Consider the following 17904-nt stretch of genomic DNA (forward strand, 5'->3'; position numbering starts at 1 on the left):
AAACTGTGGTTTTTCCCTATCATTCGTTGTAATCTGGATTTATCCCTATCTACTGTTATGTCCGGAGGTTATTGTTATGGAACTCAGACAACTGGAATACTTTCTAGCCGTATGCCAGGAGCTGCATTTCACCAGAGCTGCAGAGCAGCTGGGTATTGCCCAGCCCTCACTAAGTCAGCAAATTCGCCTGCTCGAGCATGAGATCGGCACTCCCCTATTTGACCGGATTGGTAAAAAGACCATGCTTACCGAGGCAGGCAGGACACTCCAGCACCACTGCTACAACGTCTTTCATGAGCTGGCCGAGGCCCGAGCATCGATCAGCGAGCTTCAAGGCCTCGGGAGAGGCACACTCAAGATCGGCGCACTACTATCTGTGGTCAATTACTTGCTGTCAGGAGCCGCTATCGCCTTCAATCAACGTTATCCCAAGATTGAATTGTCCGTCTTAGGCCTCAGAACCGGTGATATTATCCAAGGAATTATGAAGAATGAACTTGATATGGGGATTGTATATTTGCCCACAACCCATCAAGAGCTGGTAACCGTTCCTCTTCAGCAGGAAGAACTGGTTTTTGCTGTTCCCGCAGCTTTTACCTTCATGGAGGAGATGACCGGAACGGATTCCGTTTGCCTCGATTGGCTTGAGCGCTTTCCCAGCGTCCTTCTTCCGGAGAGCTACCATCTCAGACAGTTTATTGACAGTAAGTGCCGCCCACTCGGCTTCACACCGAAGCCTGTGATTGAAATGACTACGCTTGAGTCCATCGTTCAAATGGTGGCCAAAGGCGTGGGCGTAACCATTTTGCCCAAAACCTATCTTGCCCAGGTCTCAGATGCAAACATCACCGTGTTTCCGATAAATCAGCCCTCCATGGTTACAGAAATCGGCATCGTATACCGGAAGAACAAGCATCTATGCGCTGCAACCCGGGTCTTTATGGAACAGCTGCTCTCAACGGTTGCCCATCAGTAGAGATAGTAAGGAACTGGACAATTCGTTACGTAAAAAACAACGAAGAGATGCCATGAAATGGCACCTCAACGAGTGGAAGCATCTTTAATTCTTGACATCCTCCAGACTCGCTCCGAAATTAATGTGATACACTTGACCTTCAATAACCAACGCGGGCACGGACTTCACTCCGGCAGCCTCCGCCTCGGAGATCCGGCCCTGGTCCTGCCCCAGATGAACAACCTCTGGGTCCACCTTGGTTTTGTCTAAATACTCAATTATAAGGCGCTCCGCATCAACACATACCGGACAGCCTGCATGGTAAAAAACCGCTTGTGCCATCTCTTCACTCTCCTGACCCATTAATTGTTCTATCTATATAAGTTGAACAACTCTTTAATTAGTTCAACTCTATACATTCACATTATAAAAGCGGCTGAACTGCCGCATCAATTACAGATATGTTCTAGTTATCATAGGCGCAGCCAATGATTGTACAGCGGCCCCTTTAATCAAGCCTCCAAAATTACACATGAAAGCGTTTAAAAAAATGTGTTGACAGAATGAAAACGTATACATATAATAAAAGTACAGTATGGTTTCTCTCCACTCCTATCCAATATAATTTGCTCAGGTTCGAGCAAGACCACTTTCAATGAAAGTGGTCTTTTTTTTGCTTGCTGACTGGGGTGATCCATCTTGGCTGCATCTAACTAACCTTGGTGTATAATTTCAGGCGTATAGTTGACTATTATAAAAAAAGCCTGCTGCTCCGCCGATAAAGGCAGCCCAACAGGCTTTCATATTCATTGATACACTGTATATCCTAACGTTAAAAGGTGCTCCTTAGCTCTCTCCATATCCATTTCCTGCCGGAAGGAAAGGCGCATAACACCAGGCACATCCTCACGGCTCTCAATGATTTGCATATTACCCAGGTTGATCTGCCGTACCCCCAGCTCAGTAGCAATATGACCAATAACTCCCGGAGTATCGGGTACATCGATATACAGATCATACAAAGAGCTGATCGCTCCCTTACGGCGTTCCGGCAGCTCACTCCGGAAACGATTGGCTTTGTCGAAGGCCTCTTCAATGCCCTCTCCATCACCTGACTTTAACAGTTCAATGAAGTGTTCCATATTGGCATTCCAGTCACCTAGAAGCTCAAGCAGAACGTTCCGGTTGCTAAGCAGGATATCCCGCCAGATGACAGGATCGCTGGACGCGATGCGGGTGATATCCCTGAATCCTCCTGCCGCCAACTGGCGGTACAGCGTATTGCCTGCATTGTAGTCACTAACCTGGTTCACGAGAGCAACGGCAATAATATGAGGCAGATGGCTGATAGCCCCGACTATTTCATCATGCAGCTCTGGCTCCACGCGTACAACACGTGCTTTTGTATGCAAAAGCAGTTCCTCCAAGCGCTGATATGCTTCCTCAGGAACTCCGGCAGACGGTGTCAGCACATAGTAGGCATTCTCAAATAGCAGTGTGGATGCCGCGGCAACTCCGGATCTCTCTGATCCAGCCATCGGATGACCGCCAATGAAATAAACACCGGGCAGCTTAATCGCCTCAGCGCTGGACGCAATGGAAGCTTTCGTGCTGCCCACATCAGTTATGATACAACCCGGTTTCAAGTTCAGGCTGCTGATTTTGTGCAAATACGGCTCAAGCTGGCTGACGGGTACGCACAGAAAGATGAAATCCGCATCAGCTACAGCTTCCTCCATGGACAGGGTCGCGGTGTCGACAACATCACGCTCTATAATCTGATGCAGAATATCCTCCCGGTGGCTGTGTCCAACAACCGTAATGCCCGGTTTTCCTTTGAAGCTGAGTGCCAGCGAGCCGCCAATCAGTCCAACTCCAAAAATAGCGATTTTAATAGTCATGGGTCTCCACTCAACTTACTCTAATTTGTCTTGTATCCCTTATTCTGCAGTTACATGCTGTTCCTGTCGGGCAAGAACCTGTTCCAACGCTTCGATAAATTTCTTATTCTCATCTGGAGTACCCACGGAAACCCGGATGTACTCCGGATATTTGCCGAACCCGGCACGAACGATAACACCCAGCTTCAACAGGGACTGAAATACTTCAGCACCCGAAGTTTGAACATGAACCAGAATAAAGTTCCCGTGAGCCGGGAAATAGCTTAATCCCAACCGATCAAACTCAGCGCTTAAGTATTCAATTCCCTCTCTGTTCTTCGTCCGGCACCCTTCGATAAACTCGTGGTCGGTAATTGCAGCTTTAGCTGCTGCTTGACCAAGACGGGACGTATTGAAAGGTTCACGCACTTGATTAATAAGTTTAATAACTCCAGCAGGTCCGATAGCATAGCCGATGCGAAGTGAAGCAAGCCCATATATTTTTGAGAATGTGCGAAGTATCAATAAGTTCGGGTATTTCTTCATTAAATTTAGACTGTCCGGATAACACGGATCGGTAACAAATTCAGCATAGGCTTCATCCAGCACAACGAGCACATGCTGCGGCACACGGTTCAGGAAGCTCACAATCGCTTCTTCCGTAACGATCGTACCTGTGGGATTGTTCGGATTACAGATCCAGATGATCTTTGTTCTTTCCGATACGGAATTCAGCATCGCATCAAGATCATGCACTCCGTCGGACAATGGAATTTCAATGCTGACCGCACTCTCAATATCCGCATTGCTTTTGTATACGGAGAAAGTCTGATCCGCCATGATATTCTCATCCCCTGGAAGGAGGAACGCGCGTGTAATCAACGCGATGACTTCATCAGATCCGCAGCCAAAAACAATCTGGTCACGGTTCACCCCGTGGTGACCTGCCAGCACCTCAGTCAGTTCTGCTGCGCTGCCGTCAGGGTAGATGCTGATCTGTGACAGAGCCTGTGCGATTGCTTCCTTGGCCTTAGGTGAAGCACCGTAAGGATTTTCGTTGGAAGCCAGCTTGATGACTTCAGAGAGACCCAGCTCTCTCTTCACTTCTTCGATTGACTTACCTGGCTGGTATACAGGCAATTTCACAATCTGTGGTTTGGGCTGCATAGGTTATCCCTTCCTTTCATCTCATCAATCATGGAGCATAACGCTCACCTAATCTTTCAATTGTGCCACAAATTCACGGATTTGCAACAGCCCTTGCTCTCTTTGCTCTGAATCTTGGAGGAGAGGAATGGTCTCTTCAATCTTACGGACGATGGCACTTCCAACTACAACCCCGTCACATATAGCCGAGAATCTCTCTACCTGCTCACGGCTGGATATGCCAAAACCGATGGCAACCGGAAGACTGCTCTGCGACTTCACCTGCTCGATGAATTGTTCAACCCCTTCATGGAAGGAGCTTCGTTCCCCGGTAACACCAAGTGAAGAGACGCAGTAGATAAAACCACGCGCATTCGCCAAAATCCGTGAGATCCGCTCGTTGGATGTCGGGGCCACCAAAGGCACCAAATGAATTCCGGCCTCCTGGGCAAGCTTGGCAACCTCTGAGGATTCCTCAATGGGAAGATCAGGAATTATAATGCCGCTGATCCCGTTCTCACCCAGCTTTTTGAAGAACGTCTCCAAGCCCACTTGAAGCACCGGGTTAAAATAGGTAAACAGCACAAAAGGCATACGCACCCCGCGTGCTCTAGCCTTCTGGGCCACATCCAGACAGGTTCCGATCGTTACCGAGCTGGCAAGGGCCCGTTCGGAGGCCCGCTGGATAACAGGACCGTCGGCAAGCGGGTCTGAATAAGGTACTCCAAGCTCAAGAATGTCCGCTCCGGCAGCCTCAACCTGAACGATTAACTCTACCGTGGTGTCCAGATCAGGATCACCTACCGTGAGGAAAGGGATAAGCGCGGTTTGACCCGTTTTTTTGAGATCGGCAAATTTCTGATCAATTAAGTTCATGATTCTGCGCCTCCCAAATATCCCATGATCGACTCTACATCCTTATCGCCCCGGCCGGACAGGCATATCACAATGATATGATCGGAAGGAAGCAACGGCGCTTCCTTAACTACCTGGGCTACCGCATGAGCCGATTCCAAGGCCGGGATAATCCCTTCCGTTTTGCTCAGAAGCTGTAGAGCATCCAAAGCCTCCTGATCCGTGATCGGCGCATAACGGGCGCGCTCGATGTCTTTCAGGTAGGAGTGCTCAGGACCAATTCCCGGGTAATCCAGTCCGGCTGAGATGGAATGCGCTGGAAGCACTTGCCCAAATGCATCTTGGAGCAGGTAGCTCATTGAACCCTGGAACACACCTTTGCTTCCCTTAGTCATGGTTGCCGCGTGATATTCTGTGTCTACTCCGCGTCCTGCCGCCTCAACCCCCAGCAGCTTGACCGATGTATCCTCAATGAATGGGTAGAACATGCCGATCGCATTGCTTCCGCCGCCTACCGCAGCCACAACGAGATCGGGGAGCCTTCCTTCCTGCTCCAGAATCTGACGCCGCGTCTCGTCTCCAATAATGCGCTGGAAGTTCCGTACCATCATCGGATAAGGGTGCGGGCCGGTTGCCGAACCAAGGATGTAGAACGTGTCATGTACGTTGCTCACCCAGTAACGGAGCGTTTCATTACAAGCATCTTTGAGTGTGCGGGTCCCTGACAGAACAGGTACAACTTCGGCACCAAGCAGCTTCATCCGGAATACGTTGAGCTGCTGTCTCTTCATGTCTTCCTCACCCATGAACACCTTACATTCGAGTCCAAGAAGGGCCGCTACTGTTGCTGAAGCCACGCCGTGCTGTCCAGCTCCTGTCTCCGCAATGACCTTGCGTTTCCCCATTCGCTTGGCGAGAATCCCCTGGCCGATGGCATTGTTGATCTTATGTGCCCCGGTATGGTTCAAATCCTCACGCTTGAGATAGATCTTGGCCCCGCCCAAATGCTCAGTCAGACGCTCAGCATAGAACAGTGGAGTTTCCCTTCCCGAATATTGCTTTAATAAGTAGTTTATCTCTTCCTGAAAATCCGGTTCCTGTGAGTGCTGATTATAAGCCTCTTCCAGCTCAATCAGCGCGTTCATCAACGTCTCAGGCACATAACGCCCGCCAAAATCCCCAAATCGTCCGTTCTTATCCGGTAATTGTGTCATCAGCCCTTCACCCTCTCGACAAATGCTCGTATCTTCTCTATATCTTTAACGCCTTCCGTTTCCACGCCACTGGAAACATCTACACCATCCGGCTGAAATCCGCTCAGCAGCTCTCCGACATTTTCGGGATTCAGGCCGCCAGCTATAATCAAGGGAATACCTTCCCGTTTAGTCCAAGTTTGATAAGGCTTAATCCGTCCCCAGTCAAAAGTCTGGCCAGACCCTCCGCCATACTTCGGATCATAGGTATCCAGAAGCAGGCCATCCAGGACACCGCTGAAATCATCTAATCCGCTGAGGTCCTCTTCAAGGTCATTCTTAACCGAGAATACTTTAAAAACTTTGACTGCAAATTGCTGCTTCACACTCCGGCAGAACTCCGGGGATTCCTGTCCATGAAGCTGCACCACGTCCAATTTTGCCTCTTGCAAAACGGCAGCCAGCTCTTGAAGCTCTGGATTAACAAATACCCCCACGCTCGCCGGTTTCTTGGGTCCCTCCCAATTTTGAATCCAGTGAATCATTTCCGACGCCTGTATGCCTGTGATCTGTCGTTTACTCTTGGCAAACACGAATCCGATATGATCAACAGGCAAGTTTATCATCGATTTTAGCACTTCAACGTCCTGAAGTCCACATATTTTTACTGATACCTTACTCATGGGCAGCTCTGCTCCTGCTCTCAACAGGCCCGATAAGCTGATTGACAGCTTCCTGGACCACTGGCTCCCTCATAAACGTTTCGCCAATAAGCACACCTTTGGCTCCACACGATGCAAGATAACTGATATCAGCAGGCTTGGATATGCCGCTTTCACTGATGAGGGTGATCCCCTCAGGAACCAGGCTGCTTAATTCAGCAGTCGTCCCCAGGCTTACTTCAAAGGTACGAAGATTCCGGTTATTGATCCCGATCAGCTTGGAAGTCCCAATGCTGAGTACCCGGTCAAGCTCTTCCCGGTCATGTACCTCAACCAGGGCATCCAGCCCGATAGCTTCGGCCGCAGCCTCAAATTGCTTCAATTGCTGATCCGTCAATATTGCTGCGATCAGCAGGATTGCATCTGCGCCCATGAGCCTGGCTTCATAAATTTGCCGCTCGTCAATCATGAAGTCCTTACGGAGCAGCGGTACATTGACCGCCTGGCGGATGGCCTTCAGATATTCGGGGCTGCCTTGAAAATACTCCTTATCCGTGAGCACGGAGATACAATCCGTCCCGGCTTCTTCGTAAGCCCGGGCAATGTCCACCGGGTTAAAGTCCGGCCGGATCAGCCCTTTGGACGGCGATGCCTTCTTCACCTCGGCAATAAGTCCCATACTGCGTTTACGTCTTACGGATAAAGCTTGGTGAAACCCAAGTGTTGCCGGCATCTCGGAGATGGCGCGTTCTGCTTTCGTTAAAGAAAATGAGGACGCTAGTTCCTCTACCTCCTTCTGTTTGGTTGCTACAATACGATCAAGATACATAACTGATTTCCCCCGTCGTTTGAATAAGCTGCTCCAGCTTGCTGTATGCCTTGCCTGTGTCAATGGCTTCGGCCGCAATCTTAACACCTTCTTGTATAGTTCCGGCAAGTCCGGCTACATAAATGCATGCTCCCGCATTAGCGAGGACCACATCTCTGTATGGACCTTTCTCTCCCTGCAGCACACGCTGAATAATGTCAGCATTGACCGCTGGATCTCCCCCGATCACATCCCCCAGAGGATATACCCGAAGCCCCAGGTCATCGGGGTGAAGATCATAAGTATGAATGGCCCCGTCTTTAAGCTCAGAAATGCGGGTCGGTGCGGAGATACTGATTTCATCCAGCCCTTCATGGCTGGTTACCACCATTGCCCGTTTAGAGCCAAGCTCTCTCAGAACTTCAGCTATAACTTCCGTCTTGCTCTGATCATAAATTCCAAGAACTTGACGATCCGCTCCGGCCGGGTTCGTAAGCGGCCCCAGCATGTTAAACACTGTTCTTACCCCAAGCTCTTTGCGGGTTGCTGCCGCATGCTTCATCGAAGGGTGATAAATCTGGGCGAATAAGAAGCAGATTCCGATATCATCCAGGCACTTCTCGGCCTGATCTGCGGATAAGTGAATGTTTACCCCCAGAGCTTCCAGCACATCTGCACTTCCCGCGCGTCCGGAGGCGGAACGGTTGCCGTGCTTGGCAACCCTCACCGATACAGATGCCGCCACAATGGCCGAAGTCGTGGAGATATTGAACTTATGGATGCCGGAGCCGCCGGTTCCGCATGTATCCAGAAGCTGCCTGGACTCCGTATGCAGGCGGCTTCCATAACCACGCATAGCCTCGGCGAAGCCGGCAATCTCCTCCACCGTCTCCCCTTTCATGCGCAGGGCCGTTAACAGGCCTCCGATTTGGGACGGGGTAGCCGAGCCCGCCATGATCACTTCCATTATACTGCGGGCCTCTTCCCGTCCCAAGTGATGCCCTGACACAATTCGTGAAATCCCCGACTGCACTGTTTCGTATCCGCTCATTCCGCTCTCCTCCTTGATTATGATTAAGGTGTATATTCGTAAAGGTAATCCTGATTGATCACTCCATCATGACTCGCAGCTCTAGGAAACATGATTTCCGCTGTGCGGATCGCCTTGAGCAGGGCCTTGGCTTTGTTGACTGTTTCCTCATATTCCTTCACAGGCACTGAATCCCACACAATCCCAGCTCCGGCCTGGACATAAGCCCGGCCTTTCTTGAACACAATGGTGCGGATCGTAATACAGGAGTCCATGTTTCCTGAAAAGCCCAGATATCCTATCGCACCCGCATAAGTGCCGCGGGCCTCCCGTTCAAGCTCTGCGATAATTTCCATCGCCCTAAGCTTAGGGGCTCCTGATACCGTGCCAGCTGGCAGGCAGGACAAGAATGCGTCGAAGAAATCCTTGTCTTTGCGCAGCTTGCCAGATACGCCCGATACAATATGCATCACGTGCGAATATTTTTCAATTTCCATGAATGTATCACATTTAACGGTTCCGAATTCAGATACGCGGCCAAGATCGTTGCGGCCAAGATCAACCAGCATTAAATGCTCCGCGCGCTCCTTCTCGTCCTTCAGCAGCTCCTCGGCAAGCTCCCTGTCTTCACGATCATTAGCCCCGCGCGGACGGGTTCCTGCTATAGGTCTTGTTTCCACCCGTCCGCTCTCCACCTTCACCAGAGCTTCAGGCGAGGTGCCCACAATAATTTCATCGCCCATCTTCAGGTAATACATATATGGGGATGGATTCATCGTCCGAAGTACCCTGTACACATGAAGCGGGGACACCTCTGTCTCAATGTGGAATCTTTGGGATAACACCACCTGAAAAATATCACCTGCCCGGATGTATTCCTGGGCCTGTTTTACGTTCTCAATGTACTGCTCCTTCGTCATATTGGAGGCAATCTCTCCAAGCTCGACATCCTCCGGAAATGGCCGCCGGTTCAGATTCTCACCCGGACCTTCCTGCTGAAGCACCTCGGCCATCTGATCCAGCTTGGATAACGTCTCATCATAAGCCGCTCTGATCTCCTCGTCCTTCGCCCCAGTCGCCACATGCAGATTGGCGACCAGCAGAATCCGCTGCTTCACGTGATCGAAGACGATAACCTGATCGCAGAACATGAACTGGATATCCTGCATCTGCAGATCATCTACCGCATGAGCGGGCAGCTTCTCATAATACTGCAGGAGATCGTAACCGAAGAAGCCAATCGCGCCCCCCGTAAAAGGCGGCATATCCGGAAGTTTGGGACTGCGGTATGCCCGCAGGATCGATTTCAGCTCTTCTACCGGTTTCCCGTTTAGAGAGCGCTTCGCACCGCCCTGCTCTACAACAACGCTGCCTTTTTTCGCGGAGATCATCAGGAACGGGTCGGTTCCAATAAAGGAGTAACGGGCCCACTGTACCCCGCCCTCCACACTTTCCAGCAAGAACGCCCGGTCACGCTGGGCAAAACGCTGGAACAGGCGGATCGGAGTTTCCATATCAGCCATAATCGGCTTTACGACTGGAATCAGGTTAAACTGTTTGGCCATCGAGATTACTTCTTCAATACGCGGGGTTATCATGTCCCTCACTCCTTTGGTCTTGGATACATCCATGATCATATATGGGCAGATATGCAAAAAAGCCTCTACCGAAGTAGAGGCTGGTTCGATGTGCAGTTAAATAAACTATTGTCCAAAGGTAATAGATTGGTCTGACGGGTATGTCAAAAATACACCTAGATATCAGACGATCCGCTATTGCCGCCTCTTCCACTACCAGGCATGCAACCGGACAACCCACCAGGGGACATTCGCTTAGCTCAACTCTGCTCTGCTCATCTCATCTAAACTCTACTCATCTCATTACAAACTCACTAATAACACTATACAACATCCCAGTTGAGTTTAGCAACCACCTTAGTCCTATTTCCCTTCGCTACCAGCGGAAGAAAGATCAGGACGAAGCGCCTTGGCAGCATTCAAATATACGTGCTTCATCTCCCGCTGGCTCTTATTTGTATTCACCTGGACCATCAAGCGGATACACAAGGGCAGACTGCCTTTAACCGGAATTTCAATCGAACACATCAAGGGAACCAAGTCCCAGCCATTCATCTGCCTAATGGCACGTGCCGGAAAAGTCGCATCCAAATCCTGAGTCATGGTGATCCAAACACTGCAGATGTCCTCTGGAACGATTTCATTTCGCTCCACAATTTCTTTTAGAAGAACCACGGTCTCCCGAAGAATCTCATTCTCATCATTTCGGGTAACCGTGGTGGCTCCCCTAATTCCGCGATTATACATCGGCCTTAAGCCTCCTCTTTCAGCTGCTCAATTACACTTCGTACTTCGTCCAATGTAATATCGGACACAATCTCCACTTTACCGATCGCAACCGGCAGGACAAAAACAATCAGATTCTCTTTAAATTTCTTATCATGAAGGAGAGCACTGATCAGCTGTTCGGTATCCACATGCTTAGGCAAAGCAGTAGGAAGCCCGAATCTCTCCAAAATTTCCTTGGTTCTTGTATAAATAGAACGCTCTCTTCCCCTATTGACTGCCAGCAGCGCAGAGCCGATCATGCCGATCGAGATTGCTTCCCCATGCAGAAATTCGCCATAACCACCTACGGCTTCAATGGCATGGCCTATCGTATGGCCCAGGTTAAGAATGGCGCGCAGCCCGTTCTCCTGCTCGTCTTGAGACACCACAGCCGCTTTAACAGCACAGCCCTTCTCCAAGCCGTACGCCAGGTCTTCCCGGTTGAGGGACAGAAGGCTGTCTGCGTGCGAGTAACACCAGTCGGCAAACGCTTCGTCCCAGATCAGGCCGTGCTTAATCATCTCGGAATAACCTGCCTTCACATCTCTCATTGGCAAGGTCTGCAGGGTATCCACGTCATACAGAACCATAACCGGCTGATGAAAAGCTCCAATCATATTCTTGGCAAGCGGATGGTTGACCGCCACCTTCCCACCCACACTGCTGTCGTGAGCCAGAATAGTAGTAGGAATCTGCACAAATTTAATTCCGCGCATATAAGTGGCGGCCACAAAGCCAGCCAAGTCGCCGACCACACCGCCTCCGAGAGCCAGCACAGCCGACTTGCGGTCCAGCCCTCCCTGGATCGCAGCCGTCATTACATCCTCGAACACGGACAGGGACTTTGCTTTCTCCCCGGCCGCAACAACGGAGGTTACCACGCGGTATCCATGATGCTCAAGCTGCTCCACCGTCTTATCCAGATACAGTGGGGCAATATGATCATCCGTAACAACAAGCAGGGGGCTTTTGGTGCTGACCGAATGCCTCTCAAGATACGATCCGATCTGCTCAAGCAGCCCGCTGCCGATATAAATGGGGTATGAACGCTCCCCCAGTTCAACTGTGAGCGTCCTCATTAGTAGTTCTCCAACTGTTCTTGGTAGCTCTTCACATTTCTCTCAATTTCCTCAATGGAATCCCCGCCGAATTTCTCGAGGAAGGCCTTCGCCACTTCCCAAGCCACAACGCTCTCAAGCACAACGCTGGCCGCAGGAACCGCACAAGCATCAGAACGCTCCACCTGAGCTGTAAATGCCTCTTTCGTATCGATATCAACACTTTGCAGCGGCTTGTACAGAGTAGGGATCGGCTTCATTACACCGCGGACCACAAGTGGCATACCATTGGTCATCCCGCCTTCGAAACCGCCGAGCCGGTTCGTTGCCCGGTAGTATCCGCGTTCTTCGCTGTACAGAATTTCATCATGCACCTTGGAGCCTGGGATTGTCCCTGCCTCAAAGCCGATTCCAATCTCAACACCTTTGAAAGCGTTGATGGACATTACAGCCTGGGCAATCCGCCCGTCAAGCTTACGGTCATACTGAACATGGCTTCCGAGACCCACTGGCACGCCTTCCACGATACATTCCACAATCCCGCCGATCGAATCCCCGTCCTGCTTGATCTGATCGATATAGGCTTCCATCTTCTTCTCCGTCTCAGCGTCCACAACCCGGACGGACGACTGCTCTGTAACCTCGCGCAGCTCATCCAGCGACAGGTTGTGAGGAGGCGCTTCAATTTCCCCGATCCGAATAACCTGGCCAGCAATTTTAATTCCGAAATGTTCTAGAAGCTGACGGGCCATAGCTCCACAAGCTACGCGGATCGCTGTTTCACGGGCACTGGAGCGCTCAAGCACATTTCTCAAATCTTTCAAATTGTATTTCAGTCCACCGTTCAAATCCGCATGTCCCGGTCTTGGGCGGTGTACACGGCGCTTCTCTTCGTCCGAGCCTTCAATTGGCTCAATATTCATAATGTTCTGCCAGTGCTTCCAGTCGTTGTTCTCCACGATCAGCGCAACCGGTGCTCCCGTTGTATATCCATGACGGACTCCACCCGCGATTGTGGCCGTATCCTTCTCGATCTGCATGCGACGGCCGCGGCCGTAACCCTTCTGACGGCGCAGAAGCTGAAAATTCAGCGCTTCAAAATCAATCTTCAAATTACTTGGCAATCCCTCTATAATCGCGGTGAGTTGAGGACCGTGCGTCTCCCCAGCAGTTAAATAACGTAAACTCATGTTGCGTTCCCCCTTTAAACTGTAAAACTGTAATTGGCTAAAATCCGATAATTTCTCTGCTCATTATAATATTTAGATACATGACTGTCACGTATTGATTCGAATTTTCTTGTTTTATATAAAATGAACTAATGAAGTTTACCCTATTGGGGCGCTGCGATGCCGAGTGTTCTTTAAGGCCGCTGTTGTCTCCGAAATGCTTGAATTAAATATCCAAGTAGGGGCATTTTGGAGACAAAGGCGGACGCTCCGCTTCTTCAGAATCACTCGGGATCGAAGCTGAGAGAGGTATATTCTAAAGTTCATTTTATATAAACAAAAAATGTGAGTTGTTTGAAAGGAACTCTTGAGGTCGGCCGGCTTAAGATTGCCGACATCTACTCAAGAAGGCGCCTGTACAGTGAAACAGCGGCTCGTGTGTAATCTTCTGGGCCGCTGTTTCTGTATTTTCCGGATAATATTATCAGAGGGTAAGCTGATCTTATTTCGAATTTAATCTCTTTCGGGACAGCCCCCAAACATTACTTCACATCAACCGTTGGATTTAGCGTAATCTCAAAAGCACGTCCCCAAATGTAGTTAGGATCACAATAATCTAAATGTGCACGTTTATACTCCGCTAGATTCCAAGAGGACCCTTTGATTTGCCGCACAGCATGCGAGACTGCCGGGGTTCCGATCCCAAACGCATTCTTAGAGCGAAGAGTTTCTGTATGCGTCTGCATCAGATCACGAAGCAGGGTTAGCAGGTGGTTGTAATCCTCTGTGGAGTTGAATACAACCATATTCTGATCCGCTACGCCTTGCGGCAGGTTGGCATATTTGCTGTGGCTTCTTGAGTAGGCCCGTATGTCACTGATTGCTACCGCTTTGTAATAATAATCTTTCAAAAAGCGTTTAAACAGCAATGAACCATGAGCGTCCACAGCATCCTCTATAACAGAAGGCTTTGCCTTGGACACAAGGAACGCATAACGTGACTGGCCCATGCCGAGGGCAATCCCAATTTTGTTGCCTGCTGTATTCCAGCCGCTGTATCCTAACAGAAGCCCGGTGGATGGGCTGCCCAGCATTGCCTCGGTTACTGCAGGGCTGGCCGGGCCCTGGCCGACAAAATCAACAACAACCGTACCCCGGCGTTCAGAGCCGTTTGTCTCAATCCGGCTTACTGCTTGCGGCACCTCATCGGAGCTGGTAATAGCAATAATCTCAACGTCCGGTGAATCCGTAACAAATTGCCCACCAATAATATCCACGTGTCTCACAATGTTGTCGTGAACATTCATATACTCGTACGGATTAATAATGGTGGAACCTTCAGGACCATAATATTGAACCGAATATTTCGGTTTTCTTCCCCCAAGGTACAAGTGGTTAGCCATGCGGGCGACAAGCGAATGACCCAAACCGTCCGCATCCGGCAGAATAATGGCCCGGTCGGGATTCTGCCCCCCGCGGCCGCCCAGGTGGCTGTTAATATAATTTTCAATAAAGCGGATTTCATTAATTTGCACACCTTGGGTTTTGGCATCATCTACACCTACGGCCAGGAAATCAATGTAACCCTGACGTGCCAGCTGATCGAGCACATAATAGTTGGTTTTAAATTTGTGCTGCCGAGTATTGTAATATTGGATTTTATCGAAATAAGTGGTTTCCCCATATTGCGTGCCGCTATCGGATTCATTATAGTTGTTCAGAATATCATCAAATTCCGTATAAGACTTGCGCGGCAGTCCCATAAAATTACGTGACTCAACCGACGCATCCGAAGTGAGCCCTTCTACATAAGTGGTTGTGGCAAGGCGCATAATCGTATCAAACACAAATACTGGCTTGTTCGGGTAAGCCTGTTTAATCTTGCGGATGACATCCAGCAGATGGGTTACCGATGAGTCATACTCCGGGTAGGTCCCTCCCCCGCTTGTCCGCAGGCGTCTGCTGCCAATGAGGCCGCCATAAGCCAACATATCCGTAGATAGAATAAATCCATCAGCAGATGAAGCATTGTTTAAAATAAACTTCCGAATGTGTGAGCTATTGCCGAAGGTAGGCGTTGAAGTACCTAATAGCTGGTCTCCAGAGGCTAAGGCCACAGAATCCAGGCGATTCTCAATATCCTCAGTACATGGAGTAATTAATTTCAACCCTGCGGCTTGCCCCTGCCTGATCACATCATCCAGGTTGACAGGGCGGTCATCGATCGGTACATACAATATCTTTTTCATAAAAAATATCGCTCCTTTTCAAATGAGTTTGAGCCATGAGCGGGAAGATGGAACCCTAAAATAGCTTCTTCCCAAGCTATTTCATATTCCGGTTTAATTGGCCCTTCACTTAAATAGGTAATTTGAGAACTTTAAATACAACCTGGTTTAGAAAATAATTTCTATTCTTGCTTCTCCTGCTTTAAAAACTCAAGAAATTCAACAATAATCTGGGAAGCCGCATCTTCCCTTGGCATATAAATGTACTTGCTTAAATGATCAATATCTCCTTCAAACAGTTCGAGAAGCTTTAAGGTTGCCTCCTCATCGTGGTTTCTGGATTGCTGCAGCAGCCTTAAGAACACATGGTCCGGGATAATTGCTGGATCATTTTCTTTTTCCATTTACTCACCGCCTGTTGACTAATCTTTAATTGACATGCCACCTCTTTTTCCGTTCGGTTCTCCATGTAGAGCTTACGTAAAATTGTACGTCCCTGTGCGGGCAAGCTGCTTAAAAGCTGGTCCACTACGATCTTATTATCAGAGTCTGTGGTAAAGGTTCTGGTGTCTGCGGGTTCCATATCATAAAATGAGGTTTCCCGTCTGCGAATGACCTTAGCTTTATACTGCAGCCGCCAAGCGATCCGGTAAAGTTCTGCCTTATACTGCTCAAATATGCTCTCTTGCTGGACTAACAAATAATCCCCTCCACCTATGTACTTTCGATAACTAATAGACGAATAACAATACGAAAAGTTAAATGCGAACGCATGTTCTTATTATACCATAAATATGGGCTCAAAGGGAATTTTATAGGGGTTTTGTGTATGGAGAAAGTGGAGAGAAGCGGTTCTCATTCAACAGGAATTGGTTCGCGGATCATTCCACCAAAATAAAAAAGCACGGCCCCTGATACGGTAGACCGTGCGTTTCACATATTAATTCGCCTCGTATGTTCCCGGCATGCCTCTCAAGGCATCCTTGCCCACAACAATGGGTAGAGCAGAGCTTCCTTCAGTTGTATCCTTCTCCCTGACCAGGAGAGTCTCTACATGCGTTCTCTCAACACCAAGAATTTGAGCACACTCCTGCAGGGTGAGAAACCCACGTTGATAGGCAATGATGACTTTACGTTTGTCCATGACCTTGCCTCCGATAATTGACTGGCTTATTTCCAGTATCGGAGTAAGCGGGAATGATTATACTAGCGGAATTTTACATTTTGCGGTAAAAGAAAGTTTCCGCCGCCTCAAGTCCATACCTGTTCGGGGAAAAAATCTGCTCCGTGCTTCCGACAAACAAAATTCCGCCCGGTCTGAGCGCATTGGCGAATTTCATATAGAGTGCATTCTTTGCTTCTTCCGTGAAGTAAATCATCACGTTCCGGCACACAATCAGATCGAAATCTTCTTCAAACTGGTCAAGCAGCAGATTCTGCTTCTTAAAGGTGACCGCTTTCTTCAGCTTCTCATCGATTCTGTACATTGCGCTGCCTTCCGCTGTAAAATAACGCTGGCTGACCTCTGCGGGCACATCCTTAAGTGAGCGCTCCAGATATAACCCTTGGTTCGCCTTGGCAAGTGCCCCCTCGTCAATGTCCGAGGCAAGCAGGTAGCTGCTTGTCAGCAGTCCAAGGTCGGATAAGATCATGGCGATCGTATAAGGTTCTTCACCAGTAGAGCATGCCGCACTCCACACTTTAAGCCGGTTTTTGTTCCCTAGAATCTCTGGGATAATCTTATCTCTCAGCACTTCCCACCGGTTCGGGTTGCGCCAGAATTCGGACACATTGATGGTCATCTTGTCCAAAAACTCATAAAACAGCTTCTTGTCCGCCATCATCGCCTGGAAAAAGGATGCAAATGAGGCGTGACCGTTCTTTGTTCTGAGCGTGGTCAGCCTGCGCTTCATCTGGGCTTCCTTGTACTGGGACAAGTCTATGCCTGTCTGCTGTCTAACACTATGAATAAAACCTAAGTAATCGGGATCTGGTGCTCCCTCTTGTTCCGTCTTGTCAGCGCCTAGGGGAGAACGATTTAGATCCACGAGTCAGTACTCTTCTTATAGCTCAGAATTTCATGAGGCTCGAAGAAGTTGGCGATCTCACGTTCAGCGCTGGCCACGGAATCCGAGCCGTGAATAAGATTAGACGGCGTATGGGCGGCATAATCTCCACGGATTGTTCCTGGCAGGGCTTCGGTAACGTTCGTTTTGCCGATGACAAGTCGTGACAATGTCACAATCTCATCCCCTTCCCAAACCATCGCAAACACAGGGGCCGATGTAATGAAATTCACCAGGTTGTCATAAAACGGCTTTCCCTCATGTTCAGCATAATGTCTTTGTGCTTGTTCCTGTGTAACCTGAACAGGCTTAGCTGCAACCAGCTTGAATCCTTTGTCTTCCAAACGGCTGATGATCCGGCCGATCAAGCCTCGCTGCACCCCGTCCGGCTTAACCATCAAAAAAGTGCGTTCCATTGGTAACCCTCCCGATTTGTCGCCGCCTTCTCTCGTATTTCTGGCAATCTAGCGGACTCACTCCATATATTAGCAGAATAATGTTAGGGTGAT

19 protein-coding genes are annotated in these 17904 nt (G+C 49.4%); 1 reads left to right on the plus strand and 18 read right to left on the minus strand.

The window, feature by feature from the left end; translation table 11 throughout:
- The first annotated feature begins 76 nt into the window (after nucleotides 1-76).
- Nucleotides 77-976, plus strand: a complete 900-nt coding sequence (locus tag KJS63_RS01825) for a LysR family transcriptional regulator (protein ID WP_213617709.1) — start codon at nucleotides 77-79, stop codon at nucleotides 974-976.
- An 84-nt stretch (nucleotides 977-1060) separates the two neighbouring features.
- On the opposite strand, the gene KJS63_RS01830 is transcribed toward KJS63_RS01825, so the two are convergent.
- The 18 genes from KJS63_RS01830 to ndk form a co-directional block, all read right to left on the minus strand.
- Nucleotides 1061-1297 (minus strand): glutaredoxin family protein, encoded by a 237-nt coding sequence (locus KJS63_RS01830; RefSeq protein WP_213617710.1) that lies wholly within the window; start codon nucleotides 1295-1297, stop codon nucleotides 1061-1063.
- A gap of 464 nt (nucleotides 1298-1761) precedes the next feature.
- Entirely contained in the window at nucleotides 1762-2856 is a 1095-nt protein-coding gene (locus KJS63_RS01835; RefSeq protein WP_213617712.1) for a prephenate dehydrogenase, read from the minus strand.
- Between the two features lie 39 nt (nucleotides 2857-2895).
- Complete coding sequence (hisC, locus tag KJS63_RS01840) at nucleotides 2896-4002, minus strand: histidinol-phosphate transaminase (RefSeq protein ID WP_213617713.1); 1107 nt, start codon at nucleotides 4000-4002, stop codon at nucleotides 2896-2898.
- Between the two features lie 48 nt (nucleotides 4003-4050).
- On the minus strand, nucleotides 4051-4857 hold the full coding sequence (gene trpA, locus KJS63_RS01845; RefSeq protein ID WP_213617715.1) for a tryptophan synthase subunit alpha: 807 nt from the start codon (nucleotides 4855-4857) through the stop codon (nucleotides 4051-4053).
- The gene (gene trpB, locus KJS63_RS01850) at nucleotides 4854-6050 is read right to left on the minus strand and encodes a tryptophan synthase subunit beta (protein WP_213617717.1); all 1197 of its coding nucleotides are present in this window, start codon (nucleotides 6048-6050) and stop codon (nucleotides 4854-4856) included. Before trpB ends, trpA begins: the two co-directional genes overlap by 4 nt.
- Nucleotides 6050-6712: a phosphoribosylanthranilate isomerase gene (locus KJS63_RS01855; RefSeq protein WP_213617718.1), complete on the minus strand. Its 663-nt coding sequence runs from the start codon at nucleotides 6710-6712 to the stop codon at nucleotides 6050-6052. Before KJS63_RS01855 ends, trpB begins: the two co-directional genes overlap by 1 nt.
- The gene (gene trpC / locus KJS63_RS01860) at nucleotides 6705-7520 is read right to left on the minus strand and encodes an indole-3-glycerol phosphate synthase TrpC (protein ID WP_213617719.1); all 816 of its coding nucleotides are present in this window, start codon (nucleotides 7518-7520) and stop codon (nucleotides 6705-6707) included. The genes KJS63_RS01855 and trpC overlap by 8 nt, the downstream gene beginning before the upstream one ends.
- Nucleotides 7510-8550, minus strand: a complete 1041-nt coding sequence (trpD, locus tag KJS63_RS01865) for an anthranilate phosphoribosyltransferase (protein ID WP_068617117.1) — start codon at nucleotides 8548-8550, stop codon at nucleotides 7510-7512. The genes trpC and trpD overlap by 11 nt, the downstream gene beginning before the upstream one ends.
- A gap of 23 nt (nucleotides 8551-8573) precedes the next feature.
- Complete coding sequence (gene trpE / locus KJS63_RS01870; protein WP_213617721.1) at nucleotides 8574-10127, minus strand: anthranilate synthase component I; 1554 nt, start codon at nucleotides 10125-10127, stop codon at nucleotides 8574-8576.
- Between the two features lie 342 nt (nucleotides 10128-10469).
- Nucleotides 10470-10853: a chorismate mutase gene (gene aroH / locus KJS63_RS01875; protein WP_213617722.1), complete on the minus strand. Its 384-nt coding sequence runs from the start codon at nucleotides 10851-10853 to the stop codon at nucleotides 10470-10472.
- Nucleotides 10854-10858: 5 nt separating this feature from the next.
- Nucleotides 10859-11953, minus strand: coding sequence for a 3-dehydroquinate synthase (gene aroB / locus KJS63_RS01880; RefSeq protein ID WP_213617724.1), 1095 nt, complete (start codon nucleotides 11951-11953; stop codon nucleotides 10859-10861).
- On the minus strand, nucleotides 11953-13122 hold the full coding sequence (aroC, locus tag KJS63_RS01885; protein WP_213617725.1) for a chorismate synthase: 1170 nt from the start codon (nucleotides 13120-13122) through the stop codon (nucleotides 11953-11955). The genes aroB and aroC overlap by 1 nt, the downstream gene beginning before the upstream one ends.
- 521 nt (nucleotides 13123-13643) lie before the next feature.
- Nucleotides 13644-15350, minus strand: coding sequence for a DUF4127 family protein (locus KJS63_RS01890; RefSeq protein ID WP_213617726.1), 1707 nt, complete (start codon nucleotides 15348-15350; stop codon nucleotides 13644-13646).
- Between the two features lie 161 nt (nucleotides 15351-15511).
- Nucleotides 15512-15733: a hypothetical protein gene (locus tag KJS63_RS01895; protein ID WP_068617106.1), complete on the minus strand. Its 222-nt coding sequence runs from the start codon at nucleotides 15731-15733 to the stop codon at nucleotides 15512-15514.
- A complete protein-coding gene (locus tag KJS63_RS26500) occupies nucleotides 15685-15912 on the minus strand; it encodes a sigma-70 family RNA polymerase sigma factor (RefSeq protein ID WP_306432882.1) in 228 nt (75 codons plus the stop codon). The genes KJS63_RS01895 and KJS63_RS26500 overlap by 49 nt, the downstream gene beginning before the upstream one ends.
- A 357-nt stretch (nucleotides 15913-16269) precedes the next feature.
- Nucleotides 16270-16473: a hypothetical protein gene (locus tag KJS63_RS01905; RefSeq protein WP_213618342.1), complete on the minus strand. Its 204-nt coding sequence runs from the start codon at nucleotides 16471-16473 to the stop codon at nucleotides 16270-16272.
- A 73-nt stretch (nucleotides 16474-16546) separates the two neighbouring features.
- Nucleotides 16547-17377: a CheR family methyltransferase gene (locus tag KJS63_RS01910; RefSeq protein ID WP_213617728.1), complete on the minus strand. Its 831-nt coding sequence runs from the start codon at nucleotides 17375-17377 to the stop codon at nucleotides 16547-16549.
- Nucleotides 17368-17811: a nucleoside-diphosphate kinase gene (gene ndk, locus KJS63_RS01915; RefSeq protein ID WP_213617730.1), complete on the minus strand. Its 444-nt coding sequence runs from the start codon at nucleotides 17809-17811 to the stop codon at nucleotides 17368-17370. The genes KJS63_RS01910 and ndk overlap by 10 nt, the downstream gene beginning before the upstream one ends.
- Nucleotides 17812-17904 lie beyond the last annotated feature (93 nt).

Origin of the sequence: Paenibacillus sp. J22TS3, assembly GCF_018403205.1 — a bacterium.
Classification (GTDB): Bacteria; Bacillota; Bacilli; order Paenibacillales; family Paenibacillaceae; genus Fontibacillus; species Fontibacillus tuaregi.